Origin of the sequence: Paenibacillus sp. FSL K6-1217, from assembly GCF_045040735.1 — a bacterium.
Taxonomy (GTDB): domain Bacteria; phylum Bacillota; class Bacilli; order Paenibacillales; family Paenibacillaceae; genus Paenibacillus_AQ.
This window is the reverse complement of the sequence record NZ_CP150271.1, coordinates 3,083,252-3,107,159: the sequence shown is the minus strand read 5'-3', so window position 1 is coordinate 3,107,159 and position 23,908 is coordinate 3,083,252. Positions and strand designations below refer to the sequence as shown.

The window sequence follows — 23,908 nt, the reverse complement described above, 5'->3', positions numbered from 1 at the left end:
ACAGAATGTCCTCCTTTCTCTCCAAACATTACCAGTAATACAAATTACGATCAATTTAAACATTTGGATATTTGTAGACAAAATGGATATTTCTTTTGTAACAATTCGCCAGAGCTACCTGAGATGCTTTGGAATCCAAAGCATAACGTCCGTTGCCTGCTCCCCCAATGTCACTTAATGATGATATACTTACCTTGAGATTATGATAATGATAATCAAAATCATTTTATGATCGGTATATCAATTGGGACAAGTGAGATGAGGGAGCGCGGATTGATGCAAGAAGAAGCAGAAGCAGAAGCAAGGCAGATATTTACACCGGAGATGATCGATAAGATGGCCCGCATTTGGGCACGTTCGATCATTACATTAATAGATGTACGCTTTCAGAATATAGCGTCCGAATATCCTTTGGAGCAGTATAAAATGCCTAGCAGCATGTTTATCTATGCCTGTGGAGGGGAAGCGCAAATTCAACTGAATGAAACCACATTTGGAATGGAACGCTTCGGTCTAGTTCATGGCGGGAAGGGTAGCCTGCTCAGTATTTCGCCTAAAAGGGAGAGTGTGAAGACCTTTATGGTCTTTTATAAAGCAGAATCCCCTCTTTTGTTCAAGAAGCACCTGCAGCAATTACTGGAGCAAGTAAATCCATTTGTTCAACAGTTTGGTTATACACCAAGTAATCCTATCTTGCTGCTCGATTGGTTTCAACAAATGTTGAATGACTGGAACCGCGGCAAGGCGATGGATCACCTTCAGGCTAAGGGTTTTCTATATCAATTGATTCATAGGGTGTATAGAGATTTTGAGGGTGGCGAGATTCGCTATCTCCAGCCCTTTCCAGCCAGTTCTGCCAAAATATATCTTGATAAACATTACCGGGAGCCGATTATGTTCCAGGATATTGCCGCTATGTTTGGGATCAGTGGCGGGCAATTAACGCGGTTGTTCAAAAAGAAGGAAGGGATGAGCTTACAGGAGTACCTCATTCAGAGAAGGATTGAAGCTGCCTGCCATGACTTGAAGTATACAGAGGCAACCATTAAAGAGATAGCAACAGGATCTGGATTTGCTGATGAGAAGAACCTGTTTCGGATGTTTAAGAAGTATTACAAGATGACGCCGAGTGATTACCGGAAAATAAACGCACCATCCATGCAGGTTGATGGTATTGATAATGATTCTCATCTTCATTACAATGAGAGGGAACTGGCGAGTCTAGTCAAGTCTTATAGAGATGGGGAATCAAGCATGTTTGGACAAGTACGAAGTAAAGAAATGATCTTTGTGGCGGCGATGAGCCTGATGCTGTTGCTGACGGCATGTACGTCGGGGACGCCAGCGAATAATAGGGGAACGGTGAATCCGTCTGCGGAGACCGGGCAGACCACACAACCGGAAGTACAGGAGACGAAGGCTTCAGAAGCAGTCTCGCAGACCAGAACGATATCTACAGTAAAGGGCGATGTTGAGGTGCCTGGCAACCCTCAGCGTGTTGTAGTCGATTATCTGGTTGGTGATGTGGTAGCTTTGGGTGTAACTCCTCTAGGTGTGGCGAGAGCGACAAAGGGTGAGACAGAGGCGGTGTATTCTAACGAGATTAAAGATTCAATTAACATAAAGATGGAGCCGGAAGATGTCATGGCTCTTGAGCCTGATCTGATCATATTAGCATGGGGCGAAGAGAATTATGAGGATTTATCCAAAATTGCCCCGACCATTTATGTCCCTTATGGTGATATGACTACAGAAGAGCGTATCCATTTTATTGGCAATGTTCTGAATAAGCCGAAAGAGGCTGAGGCTGTTTTGAGTGCTTATGCTAACAAAATCGAAGAAGCGAAGCTATCCCTTAAGAATGCCGGCCTTGCAGACGTGACGATTACGATGGGAGAATTCGGTGATAAAACGAACTCCATCGCTGGAGCCAAACATGCGGTTGGCGAGCTTGTGTATAATCAGCTTCAAATGAAGGCACCGTCAAAGGTTCAATCTGATATTATTGACGCAGATAAATATTGGGGACAGATCTCAATGGAGGTCTTGCCCGCTTACATGGGGGATTATTTGATCGCCTTAGGAGATACGGAGGTTCCTGCTGATCATGCGGTTTGGAAATCACTACCCGCTGTGCAACATAACCGGATCGTAACGGTGGGTTCATCGCTATCTTGGTCCACGGATATAATGACTTCCAGTGCGTTGATTGATCATATTGTCAATCAATTGCTGGCATTAGCTAAATAAGGGGATCTGGAAATACGATGAAAAACAAGCCTGAACAAAATCGCCGTGGGTTGGTGAACTTCACCATGTACATGGTGGTAGGGCTTGGATTAACGGTTCTCATGTCAGCGGCGTCGATTAGCTTTGGTGCCGCTGACATGAGGTTAGCGACTGCATGGGAGGCTATTTTCCGGTTTGATCCAACGCTCACTGAACATCAAATTATTCAAACCCTACGTCTTCCGCGTACCGTAGCCGATCTGATCGTCGGATGTAGCCTTGCGGTTTGTGGTGCGATCATGCAGGGGACAACCCGCAATCCGCTGGCCGACTCCGGGCTGATGGGGATCAGCTCTGGTTCAGCATTCGCGATTGCGCTATGCCTGGCCTTTCTACCGGGGTATTCGTATGGGCAGATGATGCTGTTTGCTTGTCTGGGAGCAGCGCTCGCGACCGGGATCACATACTTCATCGCGTCACTGGGCAAGCGCGGGATGACACCTCAGCGGCTGGTGCTGGCAGGGCTGTCCATCTCCATGCTGTTTGGCGCACTCAGTCAGTATTTGGCGATCAATTACAACCTGGGCCGGGCCTTGGCATTCTGGACCGCAGGCAGTACAGCCGGGGCCAAGTGGGAGGAATTACTGATTATCTCCCCTCTATTTGTTGGTGGTGTACTGCTGGCGTTGGCGCTGGCTCCTTCTGTTACACTGCTTAGTCTGGGGGATGATGTGGCAAGTGGACTCGGTATTCGCAGCGGACTGGTCAAGGGGCTGTCGACAATTACCGTGCTCGTGCTGACTGGATTGGCTGTTGTCGTGGTTGGCCCAATCGGTTTTGTGGGTCTGATTACCCCGCATATTGTACGATACATGGTCGGTGTCGACTACAGGTACATTATTCCGGCTGCTGCGCTATATGGTGCGTTGCTGACCGTATCGGCCGATCTGGCTGGCCGTTTAATCAATAGGCCGTTCGAAACACCGATTGGCATTATTTTTTCTATCATTGGTGTGCCGTACTTTCTCTTCCTGGCCCGCAGGCAAAGGAGGGAATTCGAATGATCAAGCAGCGTTATACGGTGCAACGGGGTATCCTCGTCAATGTAGTGCTTATGGTGCTTATCCTTATGTTTGCTGTCATTAGCATGAATTCCGGCAAGATGAATCTTTCACCGCTAGAAGTGCTGAATGTCCTCCTTGGAAACGGTACCGGCAAGCAAAATCTGATCCTGTTCGATTTTCGAATGCCACGAATCGTACTGTCGATCTTGGTAGGTCTGGGAATGGGCGCGGCTGGGGTCGTGATGCAGAGCTTGCTGCGCAATGACATGGCTAGTCCGGGGACACTGGGGATTAGTTCAGGATCGGGTTTGTTTGTCCTGTTCTTCGTAGTATTCATCGCATCGGCAGGAAAAAGTTCCTTCATTGCCCTGCCGCTGCTGGCCTTTGTTGGCGGCCTGCTGGCGGCGGGATTGATCTTCTTATTATCGTATCACCGTGGGCGAAACCTCTCGCCAATCGGTCTGATCTTAACCGGGGTTGCACTCGGAAGCGGGTATGGGGCGCTGACCACCTTCCTGACACTCAAGCTGGATGATTCGCAGATGGACTTCATGCTGAATTGGCTGGCGGGGAGCTTGTGGGGCGCTGATTGGCGCTATATTGCCGTACTGGCACCATGGGTCTTGATTTTAATCGGTTATATTTTCTACAAGTCCCGGATGCTGAACACCCTCCATCTGGGCTATCAGACGGCAGAAGGGCTGGGACTTTCCGTGAAGCGGCAGTTTTTGGGGTTGTCGATCGCTGCTGTTGCTTTATCCTCTGGCAGTGTAGCTGTTGGCGGGAGCTTCTTCTTCGTTGGCTTGATCGCTCCGCATATGGCAAGGAAACTGGTCGGGCCTGATCACAAATTACTCATTCCGGCTGCCAGCCTGACCGGCGGATTAGTCGTGGTGCTGGCTGACACGATTACGCGCACGGTTAACCTGGGGGGAGATGTGCCGACGGGAATCGTCATTACGGTCATCAGTGTTCCGTACTTTCTTTATTTACTAGCGAAGGCCAATTAGGAGGACGTCATGGAAAGTATTACAGCAGAGCAAATTGATATTGCCTATAATGACACGCTTATCGTCAAAGAACTGGATTTGCAGATTCCGCGTGGACAGATCACCTCGATTATTGGTCCCAATGGATGCGGCAAATCAACCGTACTCAAGGCAGTCGGCCGGCTGCTCAAGACGAATAATGGTACGGTCTATCTGAATGGTGCCGATATCCGCACACTGTCCACCAGGGAAGTCGCCAAGCAGATGGCGATTCTGCCGCAGACGCCAACCGCACCGAGCGGCTTGACAGTCGGCCAATTAGTCGCCTATGGGCGTTTTCCTCATCAACGGGGTTTCGGCAAGCTCTCCAAAGAGGATAAGCAAGTAGTCACCTGGGCGCTATCGGTTACACAGCTTACAGCGTTTGAGCATCGTGAGGTGGATACGCTCTCTGGCGGTCAGCGTCAGCGCGTATGGATTGCGATGGCGCTCACCCAGCAGACCGATCTGATCCTGCTGGATGAACCCACCACCTATCTGGACCTGGCGCATCAGCTCGAAGTGCTGGAACTGCTCTATGAACTGAATCGCAGTCAGCAGGTGACGATTGTGATGGTGCTGCATGACCTGAATCTGGCAGCGCGCTTCTCCGACTATATGGTGGCGATTCGTGAGGGCCAGGTGGTGGAGCATGGCTCGCCAGAGCGTGTAATGACGGTACAGACGCTGCGTGAGGTATTTGCCATTGATGCCGAGATTATGCTGGAACCGCGAACAGGGCGGCCGGTGTATGTGACGTACGAGCTATTGCGTGATAAGCGTAGAGACCAAGAAGCAGATCAAGGATTCCTGCAAGCTGAGGAACAGAAGGAGTCGATTGCCACATGAGAACCGCATGGCGTGTCCTGATGGGCGCACGGAAATACTGGCTGCAGTTAGGCATTGGATTTGCCGGTATCGTGATGGCCACGATTGCCGGGTTTTATTTGCCTTGGGCGCTCCGCTCGTTGACACAATTGGCGACCGAAGGCAGCAGCCGGTTTGCCGCGGAAGCGCTGAAGATTGGTCTGTTGCTGCTTGGAGCCACCTGTCTGCAAGCCATCGGAACATCACTGGCCGGCTATATGAACCATTATGCGGCACTTCACTATGTGGCAGATTTAAGAACAAGATTATATAGCAAATATCAGGAAATGAGCTTGCGCTATTTCCATCGAAGCCGGACGGGTGACTTGACCGGGCGCGTGGTGAATGATGCGATGGAAGCGGAAATTTACATTGCCCATGCCATTCCTGACTTTATCATCAACGGGCTGACTTTTATCGGAGTAGGCATCCTGCTCTTGACGATCAATGTGAAGCTGGCACTGATCAGTCTGATCACAATTCCGTTGCTGCTTGCGATCACGGTATGGCAAAGCAAACGCTTGTCACCGCTATGGGGAGAGAATTCCAAGGCGCGGGGAGAGATTGCTGGCAAGGTGCAGGAGAACTTGTCGGGCATGAAGGAAATCCAAATTTTCAATCGGCAGGAGGAGGAGCGGGGCAACGTTTCCCGTCTGGCTATGAAACATACGAAGACCTATTTGCGCGCCAGTCTGTTCTATGAGACCTCTGTGCCGTTGCTGGCATTTGTGACCGCGCTGGGTACTGTGCTTGTCGTGATACTAGGCGGCAGATTGATGGCAACAGGTGAGGTAAGTATTGCTGATATCATTGGATTCATCGCCTACCTGGGTATGTTCTATCAACCGGTAAAGTCCTTTTCCGGCTTAGTGGAAATGTCCGGGCGAGCCGCCGCTGGTCTTAAACGGGTATATGATGTGCTGGAAGAGGAGGAAGACATACAGGAGAAGCGAAATGCAGTCCATTTGCCGCGTATACAAGGACAGATATCCTTTCAGAATGTCACATTCGTATATCCGGATGGTGCTCCTGTACTAGAAGGGCTGAACCTGACTATTGAGCCTGGAAAGACGGTGGCGCTTGTAGGTACTACCGGTGTAGGAAAGACGACATTGGCCAGTCTCGTTAACCGGTTCTACGACCCGCAGACCGGTTCAATTCAAGTGGATGGCATCGACATTCGGGATGTAACCCTCTCCAGCCTGCGTGACAATATCTCAATGGTGCTGCAGGATACCTTCCTGTTTGACGGCACGGTGTATGACAATATCGCTTATGGATGGGCGGATGCGACCGGGAAAGACGTGATGGCCGCAGCGAAGGCGGCGAAAGCGCATGATTTCATAGCACAGATGGAGCAAGGCTACGATACGGTGATTGGTGAACGCGGTGTACGACTGTCAGGAGGGCAGAAACAGCGGATTTCGATCGCACGGGCGATTCTGCGCAATGCACCGATCCTCATTCTGGATGAAGCGACATCGGCGCTGGATACCAAGACCGAGCAAGAGATCCAGCAGGCGCTGGACGAAATATCGAAGGATCGCACAACACTGGTGATTGCCCATCGCCTATCGACGGTCCGTCATGCCGACCAGATCGTCGTGCTGGAGGGCACAGAGATTGCCGAGACGGGTACGCATGAGGAACTGCTGCGTAGCGGCGGCATTTATGCACGATTGTATGCGACGCAAGCTTCTTGAATGTAATCGGATCGGTCTTCAAGGGTCAGGACCCCTAATTAAAGAGAACGGAGCAAGAGGCCCATGCAACCCCGCATGGGCCTCTTGCTCCGTTCAATTCACTTCCCCCCACCCGGAATCGCAACCTCATGTCCAACGGTTGCGGCCATGCGGGCAATCGATTTCGGGTCGGAATTTCTCACATTTACGTCGATACGAGGGGTGTAAGCAGCTTCGAGCCTTGCAGCTTCGTCGTCGGATAGCTTGATCGAGAGGGCTTTGATGGCATCGTCAATGTGACTGGTTTTGAGGGCTCCTACGATTGGGGCGGCAACGACGGGATTGCGATACAGCCAGGCAAGCGAGATTTCGGCGCGACTGACTCCGCGTTCCTCTGCTACTTGGCCGATGGCCTCGACGATTTTTTGGTCGGCTGCCGCAGTTGCCTGGAAGTATTGGGCAGCACCGGATTCGGTCTCGGAGCGGGCTGTTTGTGCGCCCCAAGGCCGGGCCAGGACCCCACGGGACAGCGGACTGAAGACCATGGTCTGAATCCCTTCGTCGGCACAGAGCGGGATCATTTCGTTTTCTTCTTCACGGGCGATTAAGTTGTAGTTGTGTTGCATGGAGATGAAGCGTGTCCAACCGTTCTGTTTCTGGAGATGCAGGGCCTTGGCGAACTGCCAAGTTCTCATGGTGACGCTTACCTCGCTGGTTCCGTGCGAATACAAATTAGCAGTATCAAAGAAGTTAATCCCTGACTCGAGCGCATGTCTGATCATAAGGCGGCTGCCTTCCTCGCCCAGCTAGGGTAACACTGAGGGGATCTCTACTATCGTAGCTCCTTCACAGAAATCTATTCTGGCATGATCCAGACAATCTCGCAGATTCGTACGAAAAACTTCCGGCCCCTGGTATCCAATACAACGTGGTCTGGCTTAACTTCCACTAAGCAGCCGCTTATCCCACCGCGAGTGGTTTCGAGCACCACCTGTTTACCTTTTACAGACATTAAGGTTTCGACTACATAGGGATCAATAGGATAGACCATGATTGCTTGCGGCATTTGTTGCTGCATTGGATACATTTGATTATTCAGCACTTTGTTACCTCCCGAATGGTTATACATCATCCTATGCTAATGCCAACATAAAGAACTGGGCGGATGCCCATGCAATAACGAATTCCCTAATCATTATTAAATAAAAAATGGAAGCAAGTACAAAGCTGTAATGGCACCAAAGGGGATCGGTCTTGGATAAAAGCGGCGGCGCGGGTAGAAACCCGGATAGTATCCGAATTGTCTGTAGGTTGTTGCGTTAGCAGGCATTCCGTTCATCTGGCCCATCATTTCATTGGTGGGAATGGCAAGTGTAATATAGTTCTGATCGATATGAGCAACAAACCCGTCGTGAGATTGACCATCGCTTGTAGTAATACCGACATACTTATTCATACAATTCCAGGCAACTTGTTGATAATTCGTTTCCATGGGTAAACCTCCTCAAATACTATCTCGTCAACAGTCTATGGACTACAACCCATATCCATCACGGCATATGCCCATAGCACACAAAATTCTCACAGAAGGACCGATACAGATATGAGCTGGTTGAGCAGATCTTGCAGAAATTTTCCATAGCGGAGGGAATGATTTATCCGTTGTTAAGAAGGCTGGCGGCGGATGGTAACTAAGATGAGATTGGCTATGAGAATGTGGACGGCCAGAACGCTGGGCATTAAAGCAGGGGATACAATGGACATTTATATTGGAGGGGCAAAGCATACGCTGAACGTTACCGGAATCTACAAGACGATCACGAACATGTCCAATTCGGGGCGGATTACCGCCGACGTCATTGTGAGATACTCTCCATACCTTTGCTCATAAATAAATTTCCTTGTTCTCATATACATAATATCCCAAAGTAACTATACTGATCATATATATCTGGAAGAGGGATGATTATGAGCCAACCCCCAACAAGAAACGATTTTCGCCGGGAAGTTAAACGGATAATAGACAAAGCACGTAACGAAGGATATGAGTATGTAGATATTGTTTCTGGTGATGTTCATAGAAGTGTAGGAGGGTATCCATCGCCTGATAGTAACCACAGAATGCCCCTATGCTGTGAAGCTATGTATGATTATAAAAAAAGAATTGATGAGATTCTTTTCTCAACGCCAAGTGGAAAAAGTAGTACATTAAAGATTCGTTATTATACATAGGGTAATCTCTGCTCATGGTAAACTTTAAGGAATACAAAGGAGGATGAAGATGCGTAGAAGTTTTTTAGTATTATTGTTTTTGATTTTTTTGACTGCCTGCAGTTCGAAGGGGGGCGGTCTAACCACGGATGATCTTGCAATAGAGAAAGTAAATGATGAAAAACAAATTGTAAGCTATGGTATGAGTCGTTCAACAGCAGAAAAGGTGCTTGGAGAAGGGGAAAAAGACAGTGAGGCAAACTCTTATAATTATAAGAATGGTGTAAGGGTACTCTACCGAGATAATTCTGTAGTGTTTATTTATTTAGGTGAAGCTTCTAAAGGTGTCTATAGGACTGTACAAGGCGCTGAGATAAATATGAATACAGATGAACTGAAAAAAATATACGGTGAGGATAATTACATAGGAGAAAATGGAATGGTCTTTGCATATGCATATGACTCGATAAATAAAAGATATCTCTCCGAGATGGTAGCTGGCTCAGAAGAAAGAGAAAAAATTTATGAAATATCTTTTGGTTATAATGGGGGAGAATTGGAAGGTATACTTTTGTCGGATCATAAAGCAACCTTTGATAGGAAGTAATAAAAAATTAGGGAAAATACTTAGGGGGATAAAGAATGCGTAAGGTTACTTTTACATTATTATTTGTGATTTTTTTGACAGCTTGTGGATCTTCAAAAAGCGGAATTACACCAGATGATATATCAATTGTAAAGGTGGACGATGAAAAGGCCATCGTTACTTATGGTATGAGCAGGACGGGTGCTGAGAAGGTTGTCGGTGAACCGGAAGATGAAGGAATTGGAAGTAGGATAAGGTACAATAACGGTATCTCGATTACATATAGAGATAATTCAGTGGTTTTCATCAGTCTTAATGAAGAGTCAAAGGGGAAATTCAAGACTGTAGATGGCGCAGAAATTAATATGAACAAGAACGATTTTAAAAAAATTTACGGTGAAGATAAAGCAGTAGAGGCACCCGACACTCTTAATTACGTGTATGATTCTGAAAAGAAAGAGTATGTGAACGAATTGAAGCCAGATCAAGAAAATGCTAAATACAAAAAATATCTTGTTTCAGTCAAGTTCAATGACAAAGGGGAGGCAGATTTGATTCTAGTTTCTGATATTAACGCAGCTCTTTATTTACATTGAACTATATAATGCCAATATAACAGAGTTAAGAATTGTCTTAAGAAAAGTAGGACTGCATAACATATGCTAAAGGTATGCGGATCTAGAAATTGCTTTTCATATAACGGACTTAAGCCCTTAGCCATCGCTATGGGCTTTTTATCGGCTTATTTTTCACTCCTTTCAATCACAAACAGAACTAGGCTCTGTATAGACGGTAGGGTAGATTTCCATTAATTCGCTCTCCATCTTGCAGGCTTTAGCTGTCATTTCGTCTAACTCGCTTGCTGCAAAATCCTCATCAACGATAGATTCCATTAGGTTGGTGTATTCCTCTGCTAATTCCTTATCCTCGTTTATTTGATTAACAGTAATTTCGTAGTCAGACAACGACTTCTCTAATCGATCTCCAATATGGAGCAGGTCTTGACGATCACGTTCCTTTTTCGCGTCATACAGAATTTTTCCGCCAATACTGCCACCAATTAACAAGACCGCAACAAGTAGTAGCCACCATTTCTTACTGTTCATAGATCCCCCTAAATATATGTAATTAACCAAAATCATTCTATCAGAATGTGGTAATATTTACTATAGGATTAAATAAACATTAGTATATAGTGTGGACAACAATTAGAAGGAGAGTGTAATGTCGAAAAACATAAAATTCCTGTTATCGATACTTATCATCTTAGTATTCATTATTTTTATTCGTAGTATGAAAAGTACTGCTGCTATTGTTCGAATTGCAGAAATAGATAAACAAAACATTACTGTAACCATGGAATGGGGAGAAAAGATAAATATAAAAGTTCCCTCTAAATTTGATACTAAGGAATTAAATAAAACATCTTATTATTTAGTAGTTTTTAATTCTAATATGATTCAAAAAAACAGATTGAAGAAAATAGAGGAATCACAATAATCTTTGGATATTTAATGCTTATGAAGGTCAAAGTGGTTGCAAAGCCGGGGTATGTTATTATAACGAAGAATTAGGTAATGTTAAGTAATAAGAATTAATTTAGCGGATTTCTTGAAGATAGATCATAATTCTTCATTTCATTATTATTAATTATTTGAGGTGGTTTCATGACTGTGTTGAAGAAGAAAACCTACTGGATTACTACTTTAATAATTCTGTTACTCTCTTTAATGAAACCTATTTCTATTGAACACTCGAATACAGCGTACGAATATAAGTTTGGAGCCTTGTTTCCATTTCTTAGCCTTAGACTAAATAATTTTTCTTCTGGGTATCAAGATATTTTTAGTATATCTGCACAGGCTGAGAGTTATGAGCTAAACATTATTTCATTAGTTGGAGTTTGTTTAGTTTGCTTCCTCATTTCCTATGTACTACTAAAAATTGCTATAGCACTTTTTGGGAAAAGAACTAACTAATATAGATAGATACCTCTGCAATACCTTTCACCTTTTCCCCGTCCAAGAGCCATACAACAATCATTTCTCGGTTTACGGCCGCAGTCTTAATGTTTTGTTTAAGCTTTTTATCCATCAATACACCCCGAATCATTTCTGATTATTGAGACACACCTCAAAAGAGTGAGTGGACAAACCAAAGTTTTTGAAATTAATCACGACGGAAATACAGCAGAACTTAATCTCACATTAGCTAATACATCACGTGGTCCTGAAGTTCAAGCAAACGAATTGATTTACAATGGAGAAAGTTATAAACGCTGGGAGGTTGCAGGTTCTCATAATTCGTTTTTAGAACTTGTGAAAATTACAATGAAGTATGACTATAAAGGCAGCAGACAAGAACTGTTAGACAAAATATATTATAGTGATGAGAGGTAATGGGCGATTACTACGTATAAAGTCCTGAAGAGCGATACAGACTTCATGATTACAGCCATGTCACAAACGCGAGTATCTGTCTGGCACCAATACAATGACTATCCAGAAGGATGAATAAAAGATTATGGAGGAATAGTAGAAGGGTATCATTCAGGTATAGTTAAAATAGCAGGCAATTGTTTTAGAAGAGATTGATTTGAATTCAGAGCATACATAAAATAACCCGCCAGGCTAATTGCCGGACGGGTTATTTTTTATCACTATTCTAAATTCAAATCATTAAGCGATGTAACCTTCTGAAGCTCTCCACGTGCTTCTACCTTCAACATTGTAATTGTAACCATCTTCACTAGCTCCGCCAGTTTCTAGAATACTAATAGATGAATTACTTGGAATACTACCTTTATATGATTTTTTAACTGTAACATCAGATAATGTAAATACTATGTTACCATAATCAAAGCTTTTAGTTGAATTGACTTTAATATTTGCAATTAAAGATGAGCTTTTTTCTAGACCCTCAATAGAATCGAAACTCTCTGTTAAATCAAAATGCATCTTCACATTATTATTTGAATCGGATGCATCAGATTTGTAAAAAGTAAAGCTCAATCCTCCAATCAAAATAAAGGTTAAGACAGTTATTAATAATTTATTAATATTTTTTTTGTTTTTCATGGTTTTCGTCCTTTCTCATATTAATATAGGGTATTAACACCATTTTTGTCATCAGATCCTGGGACAATTGCTGTTCTACCGCCACTCCAAGTACACATTACCTGATTTGTTGCAGATACATGATCTAGTCCAAGAGCATGTTCTATCTCATGAGCAGAAACCCCTTGTCTTTGTTCGTTGGTCATATTGTCCATTGTACTCATATTAAAATCTATATCTGAACTTTTATAAATACCTGAACTGTGAACTGGTTTATTTGCACAACGAGCATTCCATCCTATGTTAGCTCCATAAGTGTCATTATAAAAATATATCTGATCTTTTCCGCCCAGAGATCCATTGTAATCTAGAGTAACATCAACTCCTGCATTATTCCATGCTTGAACACCATTGGCCATGGCAAAATTATAAGTTGCAGAAGTCCCTATATATATATATTATGAATAGTGCTGACGCCGTACTTACCACCAATTGTCGTGTAAGCGTTTACTGAATTAGAAGAAACTGAAAACGATGAAAAAAGTAACATAGCAACAGATGTTAATTTCATCAATCCAGATTTCATTATAATATTTTCCTTCTTATGGAATATTTGTATTCCTCATCATGATAAAACTTCTGACATGACCTGTCAATTAATTATTGTAAATTTAAAACAAAAAAAGGAGATAAGAACCATTTTAAATAGTTCAAATCTCCTATTGGTGATCAGGACCCATATTTGCCGATATTCTTTCCTTTATAGTATTTGCCGTTAGACTCAATAGCGATAGCTTCATCAGTTGAAACATCTTTTATTTTAAAGATTTTAGTTCCAACACTATATTTATTAGAAAATATATTAGAAGAGAAACTTTTAGCTTCATCATCTGAATATTCTTCTACCTCACCTAGTTGTTCATCCACAGCATCAACTGTTTCATCATTGAAGGTGTACATATCTCCATTCCAGACAACAAAAAGGTAACTCCAATCGCTACTAGTAGCTTGTTTAGATGACGGGTTGCAACCTATTGTCACAATTATTAAAAGAATGAATGCAAAAACCAGACAAAAGAACTTCTTCATAAGAACGTGCCCCTTTCTGGATTAAATTTCTATATGTATAATTTAACATAAAATTTACATTTATTTTTATATAATCAAAATAAAAAAATAATGATATTGGTTGTTATTCAAGTGAAGTGCTTTGTTATTTCCATTGAATAAACGGCATCCGTGACGGACGGATTAGGGCTATCAGCCTCACCATCGTTGCACCTTGGTTGTTCCTTGCGTCCAATAGCCTGTCGTGGCAGCCTGTGCAGAAGTGTAGGTATGCTTGATGATTCCTCACGTAAGTTGCTGCGGATTATCGTTCAATTCCAAGGATACTTTCCTGCACTGGCAGAATTGGAGCGGCTGAGGGGCCGGAGAATTGCGGCAATCAAAGCGGGAATGCTGAAGCTTGTCGGGCACACTACATTCAATGGAACAAGAAACTGCCGGTTGAGAGCGAAATTGTGATCAAAGCATGGGAGAGGGACGTCCAGTTTAAAAATCAAGCTGAAGAAAGCCTGCCGAAGCCTCAGCACTGGACAGCGACAGGGAATACAAATTACTGGACCGATTACTAAGATGCCAAAAGTAAGGCCCCGGGAAGCTTGAGGGGGTTGTTTTTAGCCGATATCCTCCAACAATTCTTTAGAGTTATTCTGCACATTACCTACAGCCGAAGGGACTTTATAAGCTCTCATCTTTGAAGCATCATAAGGCTTCAGCAACTTTGAGGGGGAGCTAATATCATCATTATCTCTCCCCAGCCATTCATACTCATCCTCCGACCGGAGGATCACCGGCATACGGTCATGTATATCAGCCATTAAACTGTTTGGGGTAGTGGTGATAATTGTGCAGGTACTCAATTTCTTTCCTTCGGGATCTTCCCAAGTGTCATACAATCCGGCAAAAGAGAAAATGCCGCCATCACTCATAAGGATTCGATACGGCTGTTTGCCGGAGCCATCCTTTTTCCATTCATAAAACCCGTCTGCGGGTATAATGCAGCGTTTGGATTTAAGCAGCCGTTTAAAGGCGGGCTTCTCAGCAACGGTCTCCGCGCGGGCATTAATCATCTTACTGCCGATCTTATCGTCTTTGGCCCAGAAAGGTACCAACCCCCAGCGCAGTTCACCCAGGAGATTGCCTTGGTCACCGGCGATTACAGCAGGGAGATTATGCATAGGTGCCACATTATAGTTTGGTTTCAGAACAGCAATTTTGTTGTCATCTATTAAATAATGTGAGATCAATTCTTCAAGTGTGACTGTGATCGTAAAGCGTCCACACATATAATCAACCTCCCTATAAGGATGTCTTTATAACTTTATAAACTATAAATATGGTATGAGAAGTTAATCTATCAAAAAATTATACAACTCTTCAAATGTCTCCTCAGGCGCCTCTTCTGCTAAATAATGTCCGCAATTTATTCCCCGGCCCTCTACGGTTTCAGCCCAATCCCGCCAAACCGACAATACATCATACCATTTAGGGAGTTCGCCCTGATCACTCCATAATACTAGAACGGGACATATCATTTTATTGATTCCACGATCTGCCTCGTCTAATTCAAAGTCGATAGAAGCGCCGGCCCGATAGTCCTCACACATTGCATGTATCGTTCCTGGCTGATGAATACAACGTAAATAGTCGGCTAAGGCTTCGGGGTGAAAAATACTCCTGTCTCCCTGAAAATAAAAATCATCCGAATTTAGTCCAATCAATTTTTCAGGAAGATCGAATGGTTGGGCCAGAAAGAACCAATGCCAGAATCCGAGAGCAAATTCTTTATCTGTGCGTCTAAGGGCTTCTCCTGTTGGGATAATATCAAGGACAGCCAGCTTGGTGACGACTTCAGGAAAATCAAGAGCCAGACGATAGGCGCATCTTCCCCCTCTGTCATGACCTACAACTGAAAATTGTGTAAATCCCAACTCTTTCATCATTTCAATTTGATCTCTGGCCATAGCTCGTTTGGAATAAGGAAAATGATCATTTGTGGTTTGAGGTTTGGAACTATCACCGTATCCTCTTAAATCCGGCATAACTACCGTGAATTTTTTGGCCAGAAGCGGGGCGATACGGTGCCACATCATATGCGTTTGAGGATGACCATGCAAAAGAAGTAGCGGAGGTCCTTCTCCGCCGTGCCGTAAGCGAATCTTCACATCACCAGTATCCACTGTTTTTAGTTGAAAATTTTCAAATAGCATCTGCTTCCTCCTTATTGAATAGCCTTATATCCAAAGTTACCCGTAGAAGTGTTTTTTAATCTTCCAATAAGGGGATTTAAATTAGGGAGGGTTTAGATAGGACCGCTTATCGGCATCAGAAAACCTCCCCATCCGATTATAGCGCTTGGCTATTAAGGATAGAGGAGGTAAGTGTTGGGACTACTTATTCGGTTGCTGTATACTCACTTACTTCAAAGGTTAGGAAGCAAGCCCCTCCTCCCCGGTTAAAACCTCTACCATAATCCCCGCCCCCAAGCGAAATCCATACTTGAAACTAGCTGCCAACTCCATGCCATGAGTTTGACCATACAAGTCTAACAGTGCTTCTAATTCGTCGAATTGCTCTGTTGAAAGCCGTCCCTTCCAAACCTCTATGATCTCAGATGTTCTTTTTCTTAAAATAGAGAACTGCGGGTCATCGGGTATGATATTTTCATCTGGGTGCAAGTTGCCGTGATACAGGCTCTCAAGAATACTGACCACTTGCTCATCTCCTTCATCGATAGAATACTTTGTGTTCAACAATAAAAGATGTAAGCTGTTAAATCCACGTAGTATACTCTACAGAGCGATAGAATTGTTTTCTGAATCTTTCAACATCAATATTTTTAAAAGGAGGTACCCATGAAAAAGAGAAACGTACTGCTTTCATTCATTCTTCTATTTATTATTACCTACATCGCGTTTGGGGCATGGATATCGCATGATACCAAGATCATATTAGAAGAAGCTATGAGGAAGGACGCTGATATGAATTACATGAGTCCTTCAGTATACAGCAAAATAAATCCTGTTGAACGCGGGATGACATCTGATGCTTTTGAGTATCATTCAAGCTCTCATCATATCGGTTTTGTATTGCCGCTGCACTACTTCGCAGGTGCAAAAGTATATGTGACTCAGAAATATGATGATGATTTTGGATTCAGAGAACCTGTTCAGCTAACGCTGAAATTGAAATCCGGGAAGTGGTACGCGACAAAGGTTAGTATTCAGCCTTAACAGAAAAAAGGGCTCCAGTTCATCAGAACTGGAACCCTTTTTGTTTCCCTCAGCACGGCAAAAAAATCTCAAATTCCGTGCCTTGCCCGGTTGTCGATCGGACCTGGATTGTGCCGCCGTGTGCTTCGACGATGGTCTTGGCGATGCTCATGCCGAGCCCGGAGCCGTCTGTGGATTCCTCGGTATTGGTTCCGCGGTAGTAGCGGTTGAACAAATGATGCAGTGTTTCCTCGTCCATCCCTTTGCCATTATCGATTACCCGTATGCAAGCTTGGTCGTGGACTCGGGTAAGAGTGACGGTAATGGTTGTGCCGGGCGGATTATGCTTGACGGCATTGGACAGCAGATTGTCCATCAGGCGCTGTAACCAGGTGACATCTGCCTGTATGAGCAGGGAATCCTCTTCCCCGGTGTATTGGAACCGATACTCAGACATGGTGGCGTCATTGACGTACTTCAATACGGCGCAGCGCACCAATTCTGCCAGATCGAGCTCCCGCCGGACCATGATGGAATCGCTCTGCTTGAGCTGATGAATCAGAGAGAAGTCGGAGATTAGCTCCAGCATATAATCCCCTTTTTCCCGGATGGTCGCGCCCATGATCCGCATTTCCTCTTGGCTCCATTGCTCAGGCAGCTTCTCCAGCATATACCCGTAACCCTGAATCGTGGCCAGAGGGGTGCGCAGATCATGGGAGATCCCTGACATCCACTCCGCTTGCTCCTTCTCCAGCCTTTTGCGGTCCCTCTCGATTTGAGCCAATTGATGTGTCATTTGATAGAAGGCCTGAATGACTTCCTGATAGAGTCTGTTGCGGGTTCGCATGGTGCCATTGCGGCGGAATACCTTGCGCTTGTCCTTGGCAGTCAGCACCTCGTCATATTGCCCTTGGCCCATACGTTCAAACCAGCCTGCGAACAGAATCAGGGGCCGCCCGTAGCGGTAGCCATGCCAGATGGAGATCGACAGCGCGAGGATCAGAATTAGCACTGCAATCCAGATGAGTCTCGGCGTTACTTTTTCCAATACAGGATGCTTCAGAGGGAGTCCCGCTGCATGGGGCGTATAGACGATCCAGGTCATCCCGCTCGGCTCGTCCCGGTGGGCCACAATACCCGCGTCATAGTTGTCCGGAGACTGCTGGATGGCAAGAATGTCAAGCGGCCGGTATGCTTTTGGTGCATACGTGTGATCGCCAATGCCTTGTACAGTGTTACTCTTAGAATCGACCACTTGCAGATAACTTCCGGTCTCCCGAAGCTGCTGTTCCAAGAGGGGAACCGCCTCACTCCTGACCATGCCCTGCTGTTCGTAAGCGTTGAACCAGGCCGTAAGCTGGTCAAGATCAGGAGTTGGATAGCCGAGCACATATAGTAGCGGGTCCTGGAACGAGAAATTCAGTTGCGTCTGCACAGCATAAGACCCCAGTCTCCGTGTCTCTTGAATATCGAGCAATTGAGCGGTGGAGTAGGAGGCAGGCAGCGTAGGGTAGGGCGTTGTGTTAATGCTGTAGACGACCTCTCCTTCTGCATTAACCACCTGCAGCCACATCCCTTTCTCCCTAATAAGCTTGTTCCACTGAGAGAAGATATGAAGCTTCCCGTCTTTGTACTGGGCTTCTTGGGAGATCTGCTCCAGGACGCCAACCGGAAAGTTCCGGCGCATCTCATTGCTGGTCATGTTTTGGAAGAACATAATGCAGGCAGCCAAGGCAATGGTCACAATCGCCAGCGCATAGAAAATCAACTGATACGTGAAGTGGAAAGCCATACGTTGCTGGATCTTCATCGTTCCTCCGGCTCCTTCACTAGCTTGTAGCCGAGGCCGCGTACCGTAAGCAGCAGCTTCGGGTCGCCGGGATCGAGTTCGATCCGCTCCCGGATGCGGCGGATATGCACCATCACGGTGGAATCATCGCCCTGTCCGTTGATCCCCCAGACCTTGTCGTAGAGCTGGGTTTTGGAGAAAACGATTCCGGGATGCCGGCAGAAGTGCAGTAATAGCTGGAAGACCTGTGCAGGGCAAGGAACGGGTTGTCCCTCTACGGTCAGCTCGCCCTCCGCTTCGCTTACGGTGAAGCGGCCGAACCGGTAAATTCCCTCATCGGGAACCTTCGCAGCAGCAGACGCCAGAGCTTCCGGCTCCAACCGGCGTATACGCGCTTGAATTCTTGCGGCTACCTCCAGAGGGTTGAAGGGCTTGGTGATATAATCATCCCCGCCCATGGCGAAGCCTTTTAGAATATCGAGATCAGTCGCCTTGGCTGTCAGGAACAGGATATAAGGATTTCCGTATTCGCGGATCTTGGAACAGAGCTCCAGACCGCTGCCATCGGGAAGCATAATGTCAAGCAGGACAATATCGGGGACCACGCGTTGCACCAGGCTGATAGCTTCAGCACAAGTGGAAGCCCCATACAGTTGTTGAAAACCTTCGCGGCGAAGCACCATTTGCAGCATGGTGATGATTGAAGGTTCGTCGTCGATGATAGCGATTTTAATATCGGATAGAATTGGCATTTTGTCACCCTTGTTCAAAATAGCATAGTTATCTTAACAGAACCTAAACAGCGGGCACAAAATTCAGCGAAAATTCAGCGGTTCGTTTAAGTTCTGTTCCGGTGGGGTTGGTAGGATAGGTCTGAGCAGTAAATTTGAGCTTCGATGAGAAGAATAGGAGGAAAATAGCATGAGTAAAAAAGGTCACGATCGGGGGAATGGCAATGAGCAGTCCATCTCTGTCTGAACAACCTCACACCCGACCCGGCTGGCCGGAGATCCTAACTGCACTGTCCCTCTATATGATCGGCGTCGTAATCCTTGGGGTCTGGATGCTTCAAATTCCTGATGAGCAAGCCATTTTGCGGATTAATATCGGAGGCGCGGGCAATGGTCTGATTGGCTTCCTGGCTTTGTTTGCCGCCTACGCTCTGCGGATTCGCAATTTACGCGCTTTCGGGTTTCGGAGGACGGAGCGGAAATGGCTGCTGGTGGCGGTCGTCATCGGGATTGCTGCGTTCGGGGGATGTTTTGTGATCGAAGGAATCTATTATCACTTTATTACCGAGATCAACACCCAGGCGGATTTCCAGACGGCAGCGCAAGGCGGTCCGCTCTCCATGTTTATGCTGCTTATCACCGGTGCCATCCTCACGCCGCTCAGCGAGGAATTTGTATTCCGCGGCGTCATTGCCAATGCACTGAACCGTTATGGCCCATGGGCCGGAATCGTAGGCAGCGCTGCCATCTTCGGCGTGGTGCATGGATTCACCGTTATCCTGCTAGACGCATTCATGGTCGGCGTTCTGGTAGCATACCTGTTCCGCAAGACAGGCTCTATCTGGCCGGGAGTCGTGGTGCATATCGTGTATAACAGTCTCAATCTTCTTTATTATTCTACGCTGTAGATGGAGGAGGGGAGTGAATATGAAAGTACTTAGGCTGTCGGGAGGTTCCCGGCAGTTTTTTATTAATGAAACCGATTACATTACATTGGAGCCTGGATTGAAAGTGGCGAGTAACATTGCATACGCTTTTCCCAGCCCCGGAGCGGAATAGGAATAAATGGTTTACTAATACAGAGCTAGACGATAAGATGAAGCCAAAACCAGTTATTGCCGATGGGCGAAGAGAGGGAACAGAATGAAACCCGTTACCGTATATGATATCGCCAGGGAAGCCAACGTCTCGGTTGCCACCGTATCCAGAGTGCTTAATAATACCGCCCCCGTCAAAAAAGAAACGAGGGAGCGGATTACTGCGCTGATCGACAAGCACCAGTTCCAGCCCAACGCGCTTGCGCGAAGCCTGATCCGCAAAGAAACCGGGATGATCGGGTTCATCCTGCCGGATATCACCAACCCGTTTTTTCCGGAGGTGCTGGCCAGCTTTGACCGGGAGACGAGAAAACTGGGCTACACCTGTTTTTTGTGCGATACCGTCTCTTCAGATGAGGAGACTGACCTCCAGTATGCGCGGGAATCACAGTATCTGGGGATATTGATGGAGAAGCAGGTCGATGGCATTGTGATGATTGGCGGCAGGCTGGATTTGTCCAAGCCGGATGCGGCGCTGGTGCGGGAGGTAGAGGAAGCGGCCAAACGTGTTCCGGTGCTGATGATTAACGGGAACCTGCCCAACACGAAGATTCACCGGGTGGCGGTCGACCAGAGGCTGGGAGCGGAGCTGGCTGCACAGCATTTAATCGATCTTGGACACCGGGATATCGCCGTCATTGGCGGTTTCTTGCATATGTCCAATACGCAGCAGCGGCTTCAGGGATTCCGGACGGCCATGCGAAACAACGGTCTGGAGGTCCGCAAGGAATGGATGGTCCATGGGGGATTCTCTGTCAACAAGGGCTTCAACTTTGCCGAGCAGGTGCTGAATCTGCCGGATCGGCCGACAGCGATCATGTGTATGAACGACCTGGTGGCCATCGGAGCATTGAAAGCGGCTGACCGGGCGGGAATTGCCGTGCCGGCGGAATTGTCCATCGTCGGTTATGATGATATTCCATTTGCGTCCTTCAGCATTCCTGAGCTGACTACGGTTTCGCTGATGGCCAGCGAGATCGGCCGTCTGGCGGCAGACATGCTGCATAAGCTAATTGCCGGCAAACAGGTGTCCCGTTTACATTCGGTTATTCCCGAGCTAAGGGTACGCCAGACGACGGCGCCTCCCCGGAAATAATTGATCCGTGAACATAAATTAATAGTTGACTTTGAAATAACGAGGGCTTATTCTGTTGAAGAAAGCCCTTACATTTTATTTTTTAATGAAACCCATTTCACCTATAATCCGATTACTTGCTGAATGAACAAGGAAACTCCCTGGGAAATTTGCGAGAAGAAGAGAGACAGGATGAATAACGGGTTTTATTTTTTTATTTTCTTGTGAAATGGGTTTCATTATTTTAACAGCCGGTAGCTGCTATCTAATCAATTAAGGAGGGGTCTTATGTCCACTGCTTCACCTGCCCAATTGACAGAGAAGAGGTATACCAAATCCAAGCGCGGCCGCTGGAAACGTTTTAAGAACAACAAGACATTGCTGCTGATGTGCTTTCCGGCGATAGCGTTTTTTCTCATCTTTTCCTATCTGCCTATGCCTGGGCTGTATCTGGCGTTTATCAAGTACAACTATTCTGACGGCATCTTCGGAAGCGCCTTTGCCGGGCTGGAGAATTTCCGGTTCCTTGTCATGACGGGTGACCTGTGGCGCCTGACGTTCAATACCATCGCTTATAACATCGCGTTTATCCTCCTCGGCAATATGCTTCAGATTACGGTCGCTGTGCTGCTGAACGAGATGCGGTCCAAATGGTTCAAGAAAGTATCCCAAACCATGATGTTCCTGCCGTATTTCGTATCCGCCGTTCTGATCGGCCTCATCGCCTACAACATTCTGAGTTATGATTATGGCATTTTGAATTCGGTCCTGCACTCCTTGGGACTGGATCCGGTGAAGGCTTACTCGAGTCCGGGGGCGTGGCCTTTTATCATAGTCATTACGTACTTATGGCAGAGCACCGGTTATGGCTCCATTGTGTATTTCGCCGCCATTATGGGGCTGGACAGTGAGATTGTGGAGGCTTCGGAGATCGACGGAGCCAATGCTTTTCAGCGTATCCGGTATATCGTACTGCCTTGGCTCAAACCGACCTTCATCATTCTGCTACTGTTCTCGCTTGGCGGAATCCTTAAGGGGAACTTTGGATTATTCTTCAATCTGGTGGGGGCTAACAACACAGCGTTATACGCCTCTACGGATATTATCGAGACCTATGTGTTCCGCTCGCTGATGACCAACTTCAACTTCTCGATGGGCAGTGCGGTCAGCCTGTATCAATCCTTGTTCGGATTCATCGTTGTATTATCTGCGAACTGGCTGGTCAGAAAGGTATCGCCTGACAATTCACTTTTTTAGGAGGACTTGCCCATGGATGAGACTTTTGTAAGCGCACACAAAAAAACCGACGCCAGCGGACTTGTCGTTCGGTGGATTGGATATCTGTTTATCGGCTTCTTCGCCCTCTGCTGCCTGTTGCCGTTCTTGCTGGTGTTGGGGACCTCCTTCACCTCCGAATCGGCCATTAAGCTCTCCGGCTTCAACTTCTGGCCCAAAGAATTCAGTCTGTTCGCTTATAAAATTGTGTTCGAGAATCCCGATCTGATCATCGGCTCCTATATAGTAACGATTGTCATGACTATCGTAGGTACGGCGGTTGGCCTGCTGCTGGTGGCTATGACGGGATATGCGCTGCAGCGGCCGGACTTCATGTACCGCAACAAAATCTCTTTTTTCATTTACTTCACTACACTGTTCTCTGGAGGTCTGGTGCCGTTCTACCTGCTCATCACCCAGTATCTTCATTTAAAAGATAACTATCTGGCGGTTCTGCTTCCTGGTCTGCTAAGTCCGTTCCTGATCATTATGATGAAAAGCTTCGTCCGCTCTATTCCTCATGCCATTACCGAATCGGCGAAGATCGACGGAGCGGGTGATTTTACAATTTTCCTCCGGCTGATTTTGCCCATGACCACGCCCGCCCTTGCCACGATCGGGCTATTCATCGCCTTGGGGTACTGGAACGAATGGTATAACTCCATGCTGTTTCTGTCGCCGGATATGAAATATCGCACCTTGCAGCTTTTTCTGTATAACGTGATCACCAGCGCCGATTTTGTCCGCAATTCCGCTGCCTCCTCGAATGTGCAGCTTCGCGATGTGCCGCTCGAGTCCATGAAGATGGCGACAGCCGTAGTGGCCACAGGCCCTGTCATTTTGTTCTACCCGTTCGTACAGCGCTACTTCATTAAGGGTATCACCGTAGGGGCCGTAAAGGGCTGATCTTCCAGACCATTCAATTCCACTGCAACGATGTG

28 protein-coding genes are annotated in these 23,908 nt (G+C 46.2%); 16 read left to right on the top strand and 12 right to left on the bottom strand.

Annotation, left to right across the window (positions count from 1 at the left end):
- Nucleotides 1-276: 276 nt before the first annotated feature.
- Genes MHH28_RS13700 through MHH28_RS13680 form a run of 5 tightly spaced genes read left to right on the top strand, consistent with a single transcriptional unit; the run spans nucleotide 277 to nucleotide 6,891 of the window.
- Nucleotides 277-2,250, top strand: coding sequence for an AraC family transcriptional regulator (locus MHH28_RS13700; protein ID WP_405115764.1), 1,974 nt, complete (start codon nucleotides 277-279; stop codon nucleotides 2,248-2,250).
- Between the two features lie 17 nt (nucleotides 2,251-2,267).
- Nucleotides 2,268-3,293: a FecCD family ABC transporter permease gene (locus tag MHH28_RS13695; RefSeq protein WP_405115762.1), complete on the top strand. Its 1,026-nt coding sequence runs from the start codon at nucleotides 2,268-2,270 to the stop codon at nucleotides 3,291-3,293.
- A complete protein-coding gene (locus MHH28_RS13690; RefSeq protein ID WP_340752396.1) occupies nucleotides 3,290-4,303 on the top strand; it encodes an iron ABC transporter permease in 1,014 nt (337 codons plus the stop codon). Before MHH28_RS13695 ends, MHH28_RS13690 begins: the two co-directional genes overlap by 4 nt.
- Before the next feature lie 9 nt (nucleotides 4,304-4,312).
- The gene (locus MHH28_RS13685) at nucleotides 4,313-5,170 is read left to right on the top strand and encodes an ABC transporter ATP-binding protein (RefSeq protein ID WP_405115759.1); all 858 of its coding nucleotides are present in this window, start codon (nucleotides 4,313-4,315) and stop codon (nucleotides 5,168-5,170) included.
- Nucleotides 5,167-6,891 (top strand): ABC transporter ATP-binding protein, encoded by a 1,725-nt coding sequence (locus MHH28_RS13680; RefSeq protein ID WP_405115758.1) that lies wholly within the window; start codon nucleotides 5,167-5,169, stop codon nucleotides 6,889-6,891. Before MHH28_RS13685 ends, MHH28_RS13680 begins: the two co-directional genes overlap by 4 nt.
- 98 nt (nucleotides 6,892-6,989) lie before the next feature.
- On the opposite strand, the gene MHH28_RS13675 is transcribed toward MHH28_RS13680, so the two are convergent.
- The 3 genes from MHH28_RS13675 to MHH28_RS13665 all read right to left on the bottom strand — a co-directional run bounded on the left by MHH28_RS13675 (nucleotide 6,990) and on the right by MHH28_RS13665 (nucleotide 8,362).
- Complete coding sequence (locus tag MHH28_RS13675) at nucleotides 6,990-7,652, bottom strand: aldo/keto reductase (RefSeq protein ID WP_405115757.1); 663 nt, start codon at nucleotides 7,650-7,652, stop codon at nucleotides 6,990-6,992.
- Between the two features lie 74 nt (nucleotides 7,653-7,726).
- Complete coding sequence (locus MHH28_RS13670; protein WP_405115755.1) at nucleotides 7,727-7,972, bottom strand: YuzF family protein; 246 nt, start codon at nucleotides 7,970-7,972, stop codon at nucleotides 7,727-7,729.
- Between the two features lie 96 nt (nucleotides 7,973-8,068).
- A complete protein-coding gene (locus MHH28_RS13665; protein ID WP_405115753.1) occupies nucleotides 8,069-8,362 on the bottom strand; it encodes a phosphatidylinositol kinase in 294 nt (97 codons plus the stop codon).
- Between the two features lie 216 nt (nucleotides 8,363-8,578).
- Here MHH28_RS13665 and MHH28_RS13660 point away from each other — a divergent pair, with 216 nt between their 5' ends.
- The 4 genes from MHH28_RS13660 (at nucleotide 8,579) to MHH28_RS13645 (ending at nucleotide 10,263) form a co-directional block, all read left to right on the top strand.
- The gene (locus MHH28_RS13660; RefSeq protein ID WP_405115751.1) at nucleotides 8,579-8,761 is read left to right on the top strand and encodes a hypothetical protein; all 183 of its coding nucleotides are present in this window, start codon (nucleotides 8,579-8,581) and stop codon (nucleotides 8,759-8,761) included.
- A 77-nt stretch (nucleotides 8,762-8,838) separates the two neighbouring features.
- The gene (locus MHH28_RS13655) at nucleotides 8,839-9,102 is read left to right on the top strand and encodes a hypothetical protein (RefSeq protein ID WP_405115749.1); all 264 of its coding nucleotides are present in this window, start codon (nucleotides 8,839-8,841) and stop codon (nucleotides 9,100-9,102) included.
- A 49-nt stretch (nucleotides 9,103-9,151) separates the two neighbouring features.
- Nucleotides 9,152-9,688, top strand: a complete 537-nt coding sequence (locus MHH28_RS13650) for a hypothetical protein (protein WP_405115747.1) — start codon at nucleotides 9,152-9,154, stop codon at nucleotides 9,686-9,688.
- Nucleotides 9,689-9,723: 35 nt separating this feature from the next.
- Entirely contained in the window at nucleotides 9,724-10,263 is a 540-nt protein-coding gene (locus MHH28_RS13645) for a hypothetical protein (protein ID WP_405115745.1), read from the top strand.
- 162 nt (nucleotides 10,264-10,425) lie between these two features.
- On the opposite strand, the gene MHH28_RS13640 is transcribed toward MHH28_RS13645, so the two are convergent.
- Nucleotides 10,426-10,773: a hypothetical protein gene (locus MHH28_RS13640; RefSeq protein WP_405115743.1), complete on the bottom strand. Its 348-nt coding sequence runs from the start codon at nucleotides 10,771-10,773 to the stop codon at nucleotides 10,426-10,428.
- Between the two features lie 118 nt (nucleotides 10,774-10,891).
- Between MHH28_RS13640 and MHH28_RS13635 the strand changes: the two genes are divergently transcribed.
- Both MHH28_RS13635 and MHH28_RS13630 read left to right on the top strand, forming a co-directional pair.
- Nucleotides 10,892-11,167, top strand: a complete 276-nt coding sequence (locus tag MHH28_RS13635; RefSeq protein ID WP_405115741.1) for a hypothetical protein — start codon at nucleotides 10,892-10,894, stop codon at nucleotides 11,165-11,167.
- Nucleotides 11,168-11,808: 641 nt separating this feature from the next.
- Entirely contained in the window at nucleotides 11,809-12,066 is a 258-nt protein-coding gene (locus MHH28_RS13630; RefSeq protein WP_405115739.1) for a hypothetical protein, read from the top strand.
- A 279-nt stretch (nucleotides 12,067-12,345) separates the two neighbouring features.
- On the opposite strand, the gene MHH28_RS13625 is transcribed toward MHH28_RS13630, so the two are convergent.
- The 6 genes from MHH28_RS13625 to MHH28_RS13600 form a co-directional block, all read right to left on the bottom strand.
- Nucleotides 12,346-12,744, bottom strand: a complete 399-nt coding sequence (locus MHH28_RS13625) for a hypothetical protein (RefSeq protein WP_405115737.1) — start codon at nucleotides 12,742-12,744, stop codon at nucleotides 12,346-12,348.
- A gap of 20 nt (nucleotides 12,745-12,764) precedes the next feature.
- Complete coding sequence (locus MHH28_RS13620; protein ID WP_405115735.1) at nucleotides 12,765-13,142, bottom strand: matrixin family metalloprotease; 378 nt, start codon at nucleotides 13,140-13,142, stop codon at nucleotides 12,765-12,767.
- 310 nt (nucleotides 13,143-13,452) lie between these two features.
- Nucleotides 13,453-13,812, bottom strand: coding sequence for a hypothetical protein (locus MHH28_RS13615; RefSeq protein WP_405115733.1), 360 nt, complete (start codon nucleotides 13,810-13,812; stop codon nucleotides 13,453-13,455).
- A gap of 590 nt (nucleotides 13,813-14,402) precedes the next feature.
- The gene (locus tag MHH28_RS13610; protein ID WP_405115731.1) at nucleotides 14,403-15,074 is read right to left on the bottom strand and encodes an SOS response-associated peptidase; all 672 of its coding nucleotides are present in this window, start codon (nucleotides 15,072-15,074) and stop codon (nucleotides 14,403-14,405) included.
- Nucleotides 15,075-15,137: 63 nt separating this feature from the next.
- Complete coding sequence (locus tag MHH28_RS13605) at nucleotides 15,138-15,998, bottom strand: alpha/beta fold hydrolase (protein ID WP_405115730.1); 861 nt, start codon at nucleotides 15,996-15,998, stop codon at nucleotides 15,138-15,140.
- Nucleotides 15,999-16,217: 219 nt separating this feature from the next.
- On the bottom strand, nucleotides 16,218-16,544 hold the full coding sequence (locus MHH28_RS13600) for a DUF6809 family protein (protein WP_405115728.1): 327 nt from the start codon (nucleotides 16,542-16,544) through the stop codon (nucleotides 16,218-16,220).
- A 99-nt stretch (nucleotides 16,545-16,643) separates the two neighbouring features.
- Between MHH28_RS13600 and MHH28_RS13595 the strand changes: the two genes are divergently transcribed.
- Entirely contained in the window at nucleotides 16,644-17,021 is a 378-nt protein-coding gene (locus MHH28_RS13595; protein WP_405115726.1) for a hypothetical protein, read from the top strand.
- Between the two features lie 49 nt (nucleotides 17,022-17,070).
- Here the strand turns inward: MHH28_RS13595 and MHH28_RS13590 are convergent, their stop codons facing one another.
- Both MHH28_RS13590 and MHH28_RS13585 read right to left on the bottom strand, forming a co-directional pair.
- Nucleotides 17,071-18,810, bottom strand: coding sequence for a sensor histidine kinase (locus MHH28_RS13590; protein ID WP_405115724.1), 1,740 nt, complete (start codon nucleotides 18,808-18,810; stop codon nucleotides 17,071-17,073).
- Nucleotides 18,807-19,541: a response regulator transcription factor gene (locus MHH28_RS13585; RefSeq protein WP_405115722.1), complete on the bottom strand. Its 735-nt coding sequence runs from the start codon at nucleotides 19,539-19,541 to the stop codon at nucleotides 18,807-18,809. Before MHH28_RS13585 ends, MHH28_RS13590 begins: the two co-directional genes overlap by 4 nt.
- Nucleotides 19,542-19,744: 203 nt before the next feature.
- Between MHH28_RS13585 and MHH28_RS13580 the strand changes: the two genes are divergently transcribed.
- The 4 genes from MHH28_RS13580 to MHH28_RS13565 all read left to right on the top strand — a co-directional run bounded on the left by MHH28_RS13580 (nucleotide 19,745) and on the right by MHH28_RS13565 (nucleotide 23,873).
- Nucleotides 19,745-20,428, top strand: a complete 684-nt coding sequence (locus MHH28_RS13580) for a CPBP family intramembrane glutamic endopeptidase (protein WP_405115720.1) — start codon at nucleotides 19,745-19,747, stop codon at nucleotides 20,426-20,428.
- Nucleotides 20,429-20,663: 235 nt separating this feature from the next.
- Nucleotides 20,664-21,713: a LacI family DNA-binding transcriptional regulator gene (locus MHH28_RS13575; protein ID WP_405115718.1), complete on the top strand. Its 1,050-nt coding sequence runs from the start codon at nucleotides 20,664-20,666 to the stop codon at nucleotides 21,711-21,713.
- A gap of 267 nt (nucleotides 21,714-21,980) precedes the next feature.
- Nucleotides 21,981-22,949 (top strand): ABC transporter permease, encoded by a 969-nt coding sequence (locus MHH28_RS13570; RefSeq protein WP_405115716.1) that lies wholly within the window; start codon nucleotides 21,981-21,983, stop codon nucleotides 22,947-22,949.
- 12 nt (nucleotides 22,950-22,961) lie between these two features.
- On the top strand, nucleotides 22,962-23,873 hold the full coding sequence (locus MHH28_RS13565) for a carbohydrate ABC transporter permease (RefSeq protein WP_405115714.1): 912 nt from the start codon (nucleotides 22,962-22,964) through the stop codon (nucleotides 23,871-23,873).
- The last annotated feature ends 35 nt before the right edge of the window (nucleotides 23,874-23,908 follow it).